General features: G+C 56.1%; 9 protein-coding genes, 1 tRNA gene, 2 rRNA genes and 1 pseudogene (1 of these 13 running past the window's edge). 6 read left to right on the top strand and 7 right to left on the bottom strand.

The annotated features are described in order from the left end of the window. The 3 genes from D3Y57_RS13505 to D3Y57_RS13515 form a co-directional block, all read left to right on the top strand. A 23S ribosomal RNA gene (locus tag D3Y57_RS13505) occupies positions 1 to 2,295 on the top strand; it begins 497 nt to the left of the window's first position. A gap of 147 nt (positions 2,296 to 2,442) precedes the next feature. After that, positions 2,443 to 2,557, top strand: a 5S ribosomal RNA gene (gene rrf / locus D3Y57_RS13510). A 79-nt stretch (positions 2,558 to 2,636) separates the two neighbouring features. Further along, positions 2,637 to 2,713: transfer RNA gene (locus tag D3Y57_RS13515), tRNA-Met, on the top strand. An 89-nt stretch (positions 2,714 to 2,802) separates the two neighbouring features. On the opposite strand, the pseudogene D3Y57_RS21625 reads toward D3Y57_RS13515, so the two are convergent. The 3 genes and pseudogenes from D3Y57_RS21625 to pal form a co-directional block, all read right to left on the bottom strand. Further along, positions 2,803 to 3,902 (bottom strand): annotated as a pseudogene (locus D3Y57_RS21625) (IS3 family transposase). A 512-nt stretch (positions 3,903 to 4,414) separates the two neighbouring features. Next, a complete protein-coding gene (locus D3Y57_RS13525) occupies positions 4,415 to 4,591 on the bottom strand; it encodes a hypothetical protein (protein ID WP_162987116.1) in 177 nt (58 codons plus the stop codon). Positions 4,592 to 4,808: 217 nt separating this feature from the next. After that, a complete protein-coding gene (gene pal, locus D3Y57_RS13530; protein WP_121153423.1) occupies positions 4,809 to 5,330 on the bottom strand; it encodes a peptidoglycan-associated lipoprotein Pal in 522 nt (173 codons plus the stop codon). 313 nt (positions 5,331 to 5,643) lie between these two features. Between pal and D3Y57_RS13535 the strand changes: the two genes are divergently transcribed. Together D3Y57_RS13535 and D3Y57_RS13540 are read left to right on the top strand one after the other, a co-directional pair. Continuing rightward, on the top strand, positions 5,644 to 7,068 hold the full coding sequence (locus D3Y57_RS13535; RefSeq protein ID WP_162987117.1) for a sensor histidine kinase: 1,425 nt from the start codon (positions 5,644 to 5,646) through the stop codon (positions 7,066 to 7,068). After that, positions 7,065 to 7,781, top strand: a complete 717-nt coding sequence (locus tag D3Y57_RS13540; RefSeq protein ID WP_121153427.1) for a response regulator — start codon at positions 7,065 to 7,067, stop codon at positions 7,779 to 7,781. Before D3Y57_RS13535 ends, D3Y57_RS13540 begins: the two co-directional genes overlap by 4 nt. Before the next feature lie 174 nt (positions 7,782 to 7,955). Here the strand turns inward: D3Y57_RS13540 and D3Y57_RS13545 are convergent, their stop codons facing one another. Then, positions 7,956 to 8,801 carry an AraC family transcriptional regulator gene (locus D3Y57_RS13545; protein WP_121153429.1) on the bottom strand — a complete coding sequence of 282 codons (846 nt, stop codon included), beginning with the start codon at positions 8,799 to 8,801 and terminating at the stop codon, positions 7,956 to 7,958. 88 nt (positions 8,802 to 8,889) lie between these two features. Between D3Y57_RS13545 and D3Y57_RS13550 the strand changes: the two genes are divergently transcribed. Continuing rightward, positions 8,890 to 9,648, top strand: coding sequence for a class I SAM-dependent methyltransferase (locus D3Y57_RS13550; protein ID WP_239025835.1), 759 nt, complete (start codon positions 8,890 to 8,892; stop codon positions 9,646 to 9,648). Between the two features lie 153 nt (positions 9,649 to 9,801). On the opposite strand, the gene D3Y57_RS13555 is transcribed toward D3Y57_RS13550, so the two are convergent. The 3 genes from D3Y57_RS13555 to D3Y57_RS21635 are packed head-to-tail and all read right to left on the bottom strand — an operon-like array spanning position 9,802 to position 12,855. Continuing rightward, entirely contained in the window at positions 9,802 to 11,094 is a 1,293-nt protein-coding gene (locus D3Y57_RS13555; protein WP_121153431.1) for an ABC transporter ATP-binding protein, read from the bottom strand. A gap of 10 nt (positions 11,095 to 11,104) precedes the next feature. Next, entirely contained in the window at positions 11,105 to 11,824 is a 720-nt protein-coding gene (locus D3Y57_RS21630) for an ABC transporter permease subunit (protein WP_162987118.1), read from the bottom strand. Further along, positions 11,818 to 12,855 (bottom strand): ABC transporter permease subunit, encoded by a 1,038-nt coding sequence (locus D3Y57_RS21635; protein WP_162987119.1) that lies wholly within the window; start codon positions 12,853 to 12,855, stop codon positions 11,818 to 11,820. Before D3Y57_RS21635 ends, D3Y57_RS21630 begins: the two co-directional genes overlap by 7 nt. Positions 12,856 to 12,886: the final 31 nt, after the last annotated feature.

Genomic DNA, 12,886 nt, shown 5'->3' on the forward strand with positions numbered 1-12,886 from the left:
AGGGAAAGGTGAAAAGCACCCCGATTAGGGGAGTGAAACAGTACCTGAAACGGAATACCTACAATCAGTTGGAGCCTCTTTATGGGGTGACAGCGTACCTCTTGTATAATGGGTCTGTGACTTAATGTATCAAGCAAGCTTAAGCCGTTAGGTGTAGGCGCAGCGAAAGCGAGTCTGAATAGGGCGACTGAGTTTGATGCATTAGACCCGAAACCCGGCGATCTAGGCATGACCAGGATGAAGGTGCAGTAACATGCACTGGAGGTCCGAACCGATTAACGTTGAAAAGTTACCGGATGAGTTGTGTTTAGGGGTGAAAGGCCAATCAAGCCGGGAAATAGCTGGTTCTCCGCGAAAACTATTGAGGTAGTGCCTCGGACGAATACCGATGGGGGTAGAGCACTGGATGGGCTAGGGGGACGCGAGTTCTACCAAACCTAACCAAACTCCGAATACCATCGAGTACTATCCGGGAGACAGACTGTGGGTGCTAAGGTCCATAGTCGAGAGGGAAACAGCCCTGACCTACAGCTAAGGTCCCCAAGTGACGTCTAAGTGGGAAAGCATGTGAGATTTCCAAAACAACCAGGAGGTTGGCTTAGAAGCAGCCATCCTTTAAAGAAAGCGTAACAGCTCACTGGTCTAATCAAGAGATCTTGCGGCGAAGATGTAACGGGGCTCAAGACGTCCACCGAAGCTTAGGGTGTGATCTTTGATCACGCGGTAGCGGAGCGTTCCGTAAGCCGTTGAAGCGATCTGGTAATGGGTCGTGGAGGTATCGGAAGTGCGAATGCAGACATGAGTAGCGATAAACAGGGTGAGATGCCCTGTCGCCGAAATCCCAAGGGTTCCTGCGCAAGGCTAATCCGCGCAGGGTGAGTCGGCCCCTAAGACGAGCCCGAAGGGGTAGTCGATGGGAATCTGGTTAATATTCCAGAACCTGGAGGTGTGTGACGGATCACGTGTGTTGTTCACTCTTATCGGATTGAGTGAGCTTCGAAGTGGTTCCAGGAAATAGCCCCTCCATATAGACCGTACCCGAAACCGACACAGGTGGGATGGTAGAGTATACCAAGGCGCTTGAGAGAAGGGTGTTGAAGGAACTCGGCAAATTGCCTCCGTACCTTCGGAAGAAGGAGGCCCCATGTAAGCGCAAGCTCTCATGGGGGCACAGGCCAGGGGGTAGCGACTGTTTAGCAAAAACACAGGGCTCTGCTAAGTCGGCTTCAAGACGACGTATAGGGCCTGACGCCTGCCCGGTGCCTGAAGGTTAAGTGGAGTGGTGCAAGCTGCGAAATGAAGCCCAGGTAAACGGCGGCCGTAACTATAACGGTCCTAAGGTAGCGAAATTCCTTGTCGGGTAAGTTCCGACCTGCACGAATGGCGTAACGACTTCCCCACTGTCTCCAACACCTGCTCAGCGAAATTGAATTGCCCGTGAAGATGCGGGCTACCCGCGGTTAGACGGAAAGACCCCGTGCACCTTTACTGCAGCTTCAGAGTGGCATTAGGAAAGAACTGTGTAGAATAGGTGGGAGGCTTTGAAGCATTGGCGCCAGCCGATGTGGAGCCACAATGTGAAATACCACCCTGTTGTTTTCTGATGTCTAACCACGCACCGTTATCCGGTGCTGGGACCCTCTGTGGCGGGTAGTTTGACTGGGGCGGTCGCCTCCTAAAGAGTAACGGAGGCGCGCGATGGTTGGCTCAGGACGGTTGGAAACCGTCTGTTAGAGTGCAATGGCATAAGCCAGCCTGACTGCGAGACTGACAAGTCGAGCAGAGACGAAAGTCGGTCATAGTGATCCGGTGGTCCCTCGTGGAAGGGCCATCGCTCAACGGATAAAAGGTACGCCGGGGATAACAGGCTGATAACCCCCAAGAGCTCATATCGACGGGGTTGTTTGGCACCTCGATGTCGGCTCATCACATCCTGGGGCTGGAGCAGGTCCCAAGGGTTTGGCTGTTCGCCAATTAAAGTGGTACGTGAGCTGGGTTCAGAACGTCGCGAGACAGTTTGGTCCCTATCTGCCGTGGGCGTCGAAATTTGAGAGGAGTTGACCCTAGTACGAGAGGACCGGGTTGAACATACCTCTGGTGGACCTGTCATCGTGCCAACGGTGCAGCAGGGTAGCTATGTATGGACGGGATAACCGCTGAAAGCATCTAAGCGGGAAGCCTCCCTCGAGATAAGATTTCATCGAGCCGTGGAAGACCACCACGTTGATAGGCCAGATGTGGAAGTGCGGTAACGCATGGAGCTAACTGGTCCTAATTGCTCTTTTCGCGCTTGAGAGTCCCGCCATCAATGACAGCTCTGTTGAGCTCCATTGCGGCATGGATAATCAATCGAAACGCCTATAATTGGTCAAGACTAACATCTTAAATGCACGGCATCGATTTTAAGAACAACACAACACGTATAATGCGCCTGCTTCATAGCTTGGTGGCCATAGCGTTCGTGACCCACCCGATCCCATCTCGAACTCGGCCGTGAAACCGAACAGCGCCGATGGTACTACCGCTCAAGCGTTGGAAGAGTAGGACGTCGCCAGGCTTTGTAGCTGGCGCATCATATGTGCACGTTGTTCAAGAACCCATTCACATGTTATTGCACCATACTTCACGTCGGTTGACGCGGGATGGAGCAGCCCGGTAGCTCGTCAGGCTCATAACCTGAAGGTCGTAGGTTCAAATCCTACTCCCGCAACCAACCAAATTCCCAATATCCAACGCTTACACAGGCTCAGACCAGCAGGTCCGGGCCTTTTTCGAGTTTTCGGGCTGACCTGCTCCCTGTTTTTAGGCCACTGATAAATTAGCTTCGGTTTCCCCATGCCCCTGGCGAGGGCGGTTGGTAAACTCAGCGGGTGCCAACCCGCCAAGGCTGCTGTGCGGACGAACGGTGTTGTAGTCCGTCCGCCATGCCTCGATGATCCGTCTCGCCGCAGCAAGCGATCGGAACAGGTGTTTCGTTCAGGCACTCGTCGCGTAAGCGACCATTGAACGATTCCACAAAGCCATTCTGCTGCGGCTTTCCGGGTGCGATGTAATGCCACTCGACGCCCGTGTCCTGGCACCAGGCCAGAACGGCGTGACTGGTCAGTTCGGTCCCATTGTCGCTGACCACCGTACACGGCAGTCCGCGACGTTCGGCGATCGTTGCCAGCTCACGAACGACCCGCCGACCCGATAACGATGTATCGACGATGCAGGCCAGACATTCCCGGCTATAGCCGTCAATGACGTTTAGCATTCGGAACCGCCGGCCGCAGGCCAATGCATCAATGCATCACTGACAAAGTCGAGGCTCCATCGCTGGTTGGCCTCCTGCGGGATCGCCATCGGTGCCCGCGTGCCAAGCGCTCGCTTTCGCCAGCCACGTTTGCGCACCGTCAGTCGCTCCTCACGGTATAATCGATACACCTTCTTCAGGTTCATCACTTTGCCCTCTCGCTTTAGGAGGATCGCCAGACGGCGATAGCCGAACCGGCGTCGCTCGTTGGCGATTTCGCGCATCCGCAAACGCACAGCGTCGTCCTCCCCGCGTAGCGGCTCATATTGCCATGCCGACCGGTTGACCCCGATCAGCCTGCAGGCGCGACGCTTCCGAGAAGCCGTGATCGGCCATTAGCGTCTCTGTCCCAGCGTAGCGTTCCGCAAACAGGGTCAGTTTTTCCGAGCAGATCCTTCAACGCCGACACGTTCAGCATCGGCTCTCGTCCTCGAGCGCCGGCAACCGCACGGGGTCGGACACCTACAGGCCGCCGTACTTCGACTTCCGGCTGTAAAAGGCCGCATCGCTGATCCCATACTTGCAACAAAGGTCGGCAGCTTTCACGCCAGCTTCATGCTTGCGCAACACCAATGATCTGATTCTCGGTAAATCGACCTCGCCGCATCACTCGTCTCCATTCGACAAGCAAACTTCCCAGTGGCATGAATTATTGGGAGCCGGTCATTATCTTTGGGGGTTAAATCCTGCATCCAGACAGGAGATACTCATGGCCATCAAGGGTCTTCAGGACCGTTACGCCAGCATCCGCGCCGCGATTACGAAATGACCGAGGGCGTAGGCTTCTATCTGCTTGTTTGCTCCAAAGGTTCCAAACTCTGACAATTCAAATACTGTTGGACAGCAAGGGGAGGCTGCTGGCGCTCGTTGGCTATCCTGATCTTGGGCTTGGCGATGCTCCGCGGTTCGGCGTGATAGTCCACAGAGCGATATTGGCTATCGCGGTCCGATGATGGATGAGTCCTTCGGACGGACGCCGCATGACGAGGGCTTTTGCAAGGCGGCGAGCGCCAGATCACGATGCAGACGGTCGCCGGCGGCAACTTTGCGTATCTTGAACTGGGTTAAACCAGAGTTTGCGCAGTGGCGGGAAACCTAGCCGGTTTATCTCTTTTATTCTCAATTGGCCTTGCATTGGGTCGAGATATGACCAGGCCGTTTAAATGTTACCTGCTCACCGTTCCCGCTGAGGACATATCCCTGACCGGCATAGGGCTCGCCGCGCTCGGCAGACGTCATCACGACGGTCTCCGTATTATTATTGGTGGCCAGTTCCGCCAAGATGTCGTCGTCCATAAAGCTCACCTGAACGATCCGTGCGTCCTGGCAAAGGTAACGCCGACTGAATTTGACCAATGGCTCTAAGGAAGAAATTTCCGATGTGACATCTTCGTAATCGGCGCTTCGATTAAAGGACGTGGAAGGGATGCCATCAGACGACTTTCCGCATCCGTTTAGTCCCGTGCCTCCCATGCATAAGACGGATATCGAGATGAGTCTCCATTTTAACATCTCAAAAGCCCTCGGGGGCGAGAACAACGCTCACGGCGCGTCTATTCTGCGCAAAGGATTCGCCATCGGACCCTGTCGCTTCGGGTCTTTCCTTTCCATATGAGATAGTGCGCAGTTTGTCGGGCGAGATACCGAGGCCTGCAACGAAGTTAGCAACTGCGACAGCACGTCGTTCGCCAAGAGCAAGATTATAGTTTCGCGTTCCGCGCTCGTCGCAATGGCCCTCTATCATGAACGAAATGGAGGGGTTTTGCCGCAACCAACCGGCTTGGCGTGTCAGGATTTCTCTTGCTTCATTTGACAGAGCCGAGGAGTCGAGGTCGAACAGAATCCGATCAGCACCTGCAGCGGAAATTAATGCGTTTTGAAGTCGAGCTAGCGCATCGTGTGTGTCGTCTATTGGCGTATTCCCCGCTGGTGCAACAGGGGAGAGCATACCGATTGCCCCTTGCGTGGTTTTTTTTGTGCACCCCGAAATTGCGAGGCTCGCGACGAGAATCGCGACTATGAACTTGCGCGCCATTGACTGCCCCTATTGCTCTTTTGTGAGTCGATAGGACGGCAAATCGGTGGGCGTTATTATAGCTTTTATATGCATGGACCGAGTATAGCGAAGGTTGCAAAAAGGCACCGCTCAGCGAAGCCCGAACGCCTCAAAGCACAATGAGGTCAGTCGCTGGACACATACTGCAGCGGTGGGTTTACTCGCTCCCAGACTGAGTTCACCGCTGCAGACCAGAAAGAGAATTGATGTGAACGGCTCAGTGATCGGTGGTATCAAATCCGAACGAGCTCTTTTTTCCAGGTTTAATCTCCATCTGAGCGTCGGCGAATTTTTGGCTACCCTTCTTATCGTCGGGGTATCATCGGGCGCGGGGATTGCCGCACGGCCAGAGTTGGGCGAAGTCGCGTCTGCCCTGATATTTGTTTTGGGCATCACTTTTGCGGGCGCGCTATGTGGCTTGGCGGCGGCTCTTTTGGCATCGATAGCGGCCTTCCTGCTCTTCAACTTCTATCTTGCCGAGCCGATACTCACCTTCAGACTGGCCAGCGGTAGCGACGTTGCCACGCTACTTGTTTTTAATCTTTGCGCGGTCATTACCGGGGTTCTGGCGGGACGTCTGAACGATCAGGCGCGGGCGGCGCGATTGAGTAACGGCCACCTTGCCGGTTTGCTTGCGACGAGCGAGGCGCTTCAGTCGGCGGTACGTATCGAAGATGTTGCCGCATTTGTAACTTCGACCGCCCCTGTCAAACTGGGGTTAGCCATGGACCTTTTTCAAGCGATCGATGGCGAACTGAGAGCGCTGAGCGAGGTTGAGATAGAGGCTTCGCTGGATATGGCGCGATTTGCGCTGATTCATGGCGAAGTCCATGAAGGTGCAGCCACAGGTCGACGTCTCAACGGCAGCAATGGGCCGCTTGGTGTCATGGTTGTCGCAGGAGTCGATGGGCATGACCCCACGCCAGAGTTTTCTGCGGCGCTGGGCAATGTCATGGCACTCGCTCTTGAGAGAGCGGCGCTGTCACGCGGGTTGGCCGAGCGCCGGGCCGCCGCGCGTACGGAAGAACTCAAGACTGCGCTCCTTTCCTCCGTGAGCCATGATTTCAGGACGCCGCTGACGGCTATCAGTGCCTCTGCCTCCAGCCTGATCGAATTTCGTGATCAACTCGATCCGACGACGAGCGCAAAACTACTTCGCGGGATTGTCGAGGAGTGCGAGCGCCTCAATCGCTTTACTGCAAATTTGCTGGAAATGAGCCGACTGGAAGTGGGACAGGGTCCGACGCATCCCCAGGTTTTGGGCGTTGCGGATATGATTGGCGCTGTTATTTCCCGCGTCAGGATGCGTGCGGGCTCGCGAAAAATCGTCAAGGCGGCGATCGAAGCCAATTTGCTAGTTTTGGCCGACGCCGCGCTTTTCGAGCTGGTCCTTGTCAATGTGATGGAGAATGCAATCTTGTACAGCGACGACGACACACAAATCCTAGTGTCCGCGATCGAGGAAGATAGCACATGTGTGGTGGTCATAGCGGATGAAGGTGAAGGCATCCCAGCGCGGGATCTGGATCGCGTTTTCGAGCGCTTCGTGCGCGTGTCTAGAGCAGAGGCTTCGCCACATGGCAGTGGCCTTGGTCTTGCTATCGCTCGGGGTTTTGTTGAAGCTCTTGGGGGTAAGATATTTGCAGAGATTCCCGGGATCAATGGTCGCGGAACCCGCATTGTTATCCGACTTCCTTTGGCTGAACCTTCAGCATGAGTAACCGGCATATTCTTATAGTCGATGACGAACCGTCTTTGCTTGCGGTGCTTGAACCGGTGTTGTGTGCGGCCGGCTACCGTGTGACGACTGCAATCAACGGCCGCGCAGCTTTGGTTGCCGATGATACCTATGCACCTGATCTGATACTACTCGATCTTGGGTTGCCCGATCTGGACGGAAAGAAAATCATTCAGCGGCTTCGATTACGCCGCGATGTCCCAATTATCGTTATTTCGGCACGCCATCAGGAATCCGAAAAGATCGCCGCCCTTGACGAGGGAGCCGATGATTATGTCGATAAGCCGTTTGAAATCGGCGAACTGATGGCGCGTATCCGTGCTTCGTTTCGGAGGCGCTCGGCCATGAATGCCGAAACCAACAATTATCAGGCGGGCCCATTAGCAATCGACTATGCTTCATCCCTAGTCACGATCGACGGACAAACCGTCAAGCTTTCTCCTAAAGAGCACGATCTGCTCGTTACTTTGGCAAGAAGCGCTGGGCAGGTCGTCACTCACAAACGTCTTCTTGCAGCGGGTTGGCCTGATGGGACAGCTGACACACAGTATTTGCGAGTTTACATCGGATTACTTCGACAAAAGATCGAAGAAGACCCCGGCGACCCTCGCCTCATACTGACCGAACCGGGCGTGGGTTACAGGCTGTTAGGCGGATCGGTACCCGATCGATTGCGTTGTCGTACTGACTGATTGAATCGATGACGAACATGGGGATATCGACACTTGTCGCGGTGGCTCGCATTGTTGCGTAGAATATTCATGCGCTCGCCGACTGCAGGACTCTTCCAAACCGATTGCTGGTTAAGTTAGCTGCCCTTCCCAAAACCCTCTGGATAATAGTCGATGCTGATCGGAGATTACCATTTAAAGTGGGAGAACATCGTTTTCGAGGCAGACATTTTGCGACACCCTAAGCTGTCGTTGACGAAAGCTTGATGGTGCTTCGCCGACGAGTTTTGCAAAGACATGTGCAAACGCGCTGAGCGAGGCATATCCGACATCCGCAGCTACGGCCGTCACCCGGCGACCATCGCTCAGCAGCCCCATTGCCATCATGATGCGCGCCTGACTAAGCCACATCTGCCAGCCCATGCTCGCTTCTTTTGCGAAAGAGCGTCGGAAGGATCGTTCGGACATGCCAGCGGCGGCGATCGCGCCCGATTGAGTCGCGCCAGCGAGATCGGCAACGGCATAGTCCATCGCGCGCAGGATTGCCGGATGATCCGCACTCGGAAGATATAGTGGCAGTTCGGCTTCCAGCCATTCGCCACACAGAAGAGCAAGCGTTTGCAGAAAGCTGGCGGCAAGGGGGTTGGTTTCGCTGGTACCAAGTGGCCAGCGGGTTGCGTGCAGGATCATCTCTCGCATCAGCGGACTCGCGACGAGGATCCGCACGCGTCCGGAATTGTCGGGCACGACGTTGGGCGAAAAATAGAGTGACGCCCCCGTCGCGTCTGAGATGAGCGTCCGATGACGCGCTCCGGCGGGTATCCAGGCAGCCCGGCCAGTTGGTAGCACATGGCGCCCGTGCGCGGTTTCGATTTGAGTGGGGCCGTCCATGGCGAAGATCAGTTGGTGATAGTCGTGCGTGTGCCAATCGTAGAACGTGTTCGACGCGCCATCGATAAATGCAAAACCGATGCCGGTGGGCCGCTGGAGACCATAAGATTCCAAGGCGTCGCGGGTTTCTTCGCTACTGAGAGATCTCATGGCCGATATCCGTTGATGAAAGACCGGTAGTCGTTAGCCGGCCATAGGCAGACCCGCTATCCCTTGCTCGAGCAACAAGGAGAGCGACATGACCATGAGCGAACACAATCAGCGGGTCGTTGACCAATTCACTCGTTGGGCGAAACCCTTTGCGGACCTGCCGATCCATGCCGAGACGTCTGCAATGGCGTTGACGATTGCCGCTTGCGCGCCGACGCCGGACATGAACATCCTCGACGTGGCCTGTGGTCCCGGTATTCTCGCCTGCACGCTGGCGCAGCATGCTTGCCACGTAAGCGGCATCGATATCACGCCGGCGATGATCGCTCAGGCTCAGGCACGAGAGGCGGCCACAAGTCTTAAAAATCTAAAATGGTATGTTGGCGATGCGATGGCACTCCCATTTGAGGATGGTAGCTTCGACTGCGTGACCACGCGTTACAGCTTCCATCACATGCGCAATCCCGCCGCTTCGCTGTTGGAGATGAAACGAGTTTGCCGGGAAGGAGGCCGAATAGTTGTCATTGATGCTACGCCGTCACCCGATACGCAATCGGCTTATGATGAAATGGAACGGCTGCGTGATGCTTCGCATACCAGCGCACTCACGCTCGAACAGTTGCGGCGAATCGGGGCGGATGCCGAGTTGCGCGAGATTCTCGTCGATGGCTATCGGCTTGAGGCTTGCCTCGATACGCTTGCAGACGCCGAAGACATGCCAGCTCTGATCACTATGTTCGATACCGATATTGCTAGTGGCGCAGACCAGATTGGCGTGGACGCCAGGCATGTTGGTGACGGGATCCACTTCCATTTTCCAGTGTCGATTGTGGCCTGGGAGTCGTAGCTGGCTTGGCATGTCCGCTTTCGATGGATTGTTCCTCGGAAGTGGACAGTCCGTTGATCAATACCCGCTGTTTGGATGCGCCGGTTGAGGCCGCGCTAGCGCTCTCCGAACTCGCTGCTCCTCAGGCAGCGAGCGACTGCTTCCGGAAGCGGCTCACGCTGGATTATCCAGGCTGAACAGGTCTGCATTCTCATCATAGGCGAAGACTTCGGCGTAGCGTCCCCATTGAATGACCGAGCGTAGAGTCTGGTCGGCATAATCCTCCGACATGAAATCCTCGAGTTCGTCGCGAAAGCGGCGCGCGGGGGCCTGATGCGTGGCACGGTCGTCGAGAACACGACGAATGTGAGTCACGATCGGCACGTAATTCTGCAACTGCTGTGCAAAAAGATGCTTTCGTTGATCGACCTCGGCACCGGCATAGCGAAAAGCCGGCGGCAAGAGTTTCAGATCGCCGCCTTCCAATTCGGCGAACCGCAGCAATTGCAGCACTTCAGCAATCGGAAACAGCTCATCTGCCTCATACTGCAACTCGCGTGCGAGTTGGGGCAGGTCGGCCTTACCGTTGTGCGGTGCGCCAACCACTGCTTCCATCAGGCCCGCAAGCGTGTTGGTCGAAACGCGGGGCAGGACCATCCCGATACCGGTTCCGGGAAATAGTCCCTCTCGCGGTTCACCGGGAGCTGCGCGTTGCGTCATCCGCACGTAAATGGCCTCTACCAACGCACGGAAGGCAGGTTCCTGCCGGTTGCGCGGCTGCGGCAGATCGACCTTGATCTCAGCAACCACCCGCCCGGGGTTTGATGAAAAGACAAGGATGCGGTCGCACATCAACACAGCTTCTTCGATGTTGTGCGTCACCATGAGGATCGACTTGATGGGCATCCGACCCTCTGACCAAAGATCAAGCAGGTCGGTTCGCAGCGTCTCTGCTGTCAGCACGTCGAGCGCGGAAAAAGGCTCGTCCATCAGCAGGATCGAAGGATCAACGACGAGGGCGCGGGCGAGGCCCACCCGCTGCCTCATGCCGCCCGACAATTCCTTTGGATAAGCGTTTTCAAAGCCATCAAGACCGATCATGTCGATGGCCGCCAGTGCACGTTTGCGACGGGTAGCTGGTGCAACCCGCTTGGCTTCAAGGCCGACTTCGACGTTCTGCTGCACAGTCAGCCACGGAAACAGCGCAAAGCTCTGAAACACCATACTGACCGAACTGTCGGCATGGGGAAACGTAACGCTTCCGCCAGTTGGGGTAATCAGGCCCGCAATGGATCGAAGCAGGGTCGATTTACCTGACCCGGATCGCCCGAGCAGGCCGACAATCTCGTTGTCGAACAACGTCAGGTCGACATCGTCCAGCACCAGGAGGTTATTCTCCCCTGCCTTGCCATAGAAATGCCGTACGTTGCGGACTTCGACGAGTGGATGATCCTGTATTGCGGTCATATCTTTTCTCTCAGTCGAGCCGCAGGCGGCGTTCGGAATAGCGATATAGGGGACGCCAAACGGTTCGGTTCAATACGGTCACGAATACCGACATGACGGCGACACCGAGTGCGACGCTGGCTGTGTCGCCTGCTGCTGTCGCCCGAGCGATGAACGAGCCGAGACCCGTCGCCTCCAGATGCTCGTTTCCCCAACTGACCGCTTCGGCGACGATGCTTGCATTCCATGACCCACCAGAGGCGGTCAGCGCGCCCGTGATATAATATGGAAAGATACCGGGTAGGGCGAGTTGCCGCCACCATTGCCAACCGCGCACATTGAAGATTCGTGCAGCTTCTTTGAGGTCGGTTGATATCGCGCTGGCACCCGCAATTACATTGAACAAAATATACCATTGGGTGCCCAGAATGATCAGTGGCGACAGCCATATGTTCGGGTCGAGGCGGAAGCGAATGATCATCACGACGGCGAACGGAAATAACACGTTCGCCGGAAAAGCGGCTAGGAACTGTGCGATTGGCTGGAGCCGTTCGGCCCATATCGGTCGCAGGCCGATCCATACCCCGATCGGTACCCATATGAGGCTCGCGATGATGATCATCACGACGACCCGCAGCAGCGTTACCAACGCAAATCCGGTGACCGTCCCGACATCGCTCCAGCTAAGCGATTCGCTGACAAACCGACCAAGGATGAAAACTGCCCAGCCAACGGCTGCAGAGATCAGCATGAGCCACAGTCCATCGATGAAACGGTTGGCTTCGCGTCCAAGTCGCAGCACAGGGGGCGCGGAGGTGTCCAATCGATGCGAGCGAGCATTGTAAATGGCCACGCGAGCGACTTGCTGGCTGCGCGCAGCCAGCGCGTCCGCCGAATGAGGTCATAAACCCACGACCGTGGAGCGTCCTGTGACTTGGTTTGTTCGAAACGGAATTTGTCTGCCCATGCGACGATGGGGCGAAACATCAACTGATCGTACAGCAGAATGACGACGGCCATCGCACCGACGCCGATCGCGACGGCCTGCAGATCCTGCCCCGCAATGGCAAGCGCGAGCCAGGACCCAATTCCTGGCAGTGTCACAGTGGTATTGCCGACGGTAATCGCTTCTGAAGCGACGACGAAAAACCACGCGCCCGACATCGACATCATCATGTTCCAGACGAGGCCTGGCGTCGCGAACGGCAGATCAAGCCGCACAAATCTGCGCCACGCTGAAAAGCCGAACTGGCGGCTGACTTCGTCAAGGTCGCCGGGGACCGACCGTAGCGACTGATAGAAACTGAACGCCATGTTCCACGCTTGAGCGGTGAAAACCGCAAAGATGCTGGCCAACTCGACACCAAGCTGGCGACCGGGGAAGAGGTTCATGAAGAACGTGACAGTGAAGGTCAGGAACCCGAGCACCGGCACCGACTGTAGAATGTCGAGCGCAGGCACGATGATCATCTCGGCTTTACGGTTCTTTGCAGCTAACGTTGCAAACACAAACGTAAATACGAGCGATGCGCCAAGCGCGGCAAACATGCGCAGTGTCGTTCGCAGCGCATATTCCGGCAGCCGGCCAACATCGAGTGTGACCGGTGTGGTCTTGAGCGCGGCCAGCGGTTGACCGATTTCGCCAGCTCCGTGAACTATAAGGACGGCAATAGCGGCGAGTAAAAGAAAGGTAACGAGGTCTGCCCAAGAGGGTGCCGACCTGACCCGAAGAAAGCGGGTGATGGGCCACCCACGCGCAACCGTTGCAGGAAAAATCGCCATCTTTCTACCTCTGGTCGGTCGTACGAGCCAC

The organism is Sphingomonas paeninsulae, assembly GCF_003660165.1.
Classification (GTDB): domain Bacteria; phylum Pseudomonadota; class Alphaproteobacteria; order Sphingomonadales; family Sphingomonadaceae; genus Sphingomonas_O; species Sphingomonas_O paeninsulae.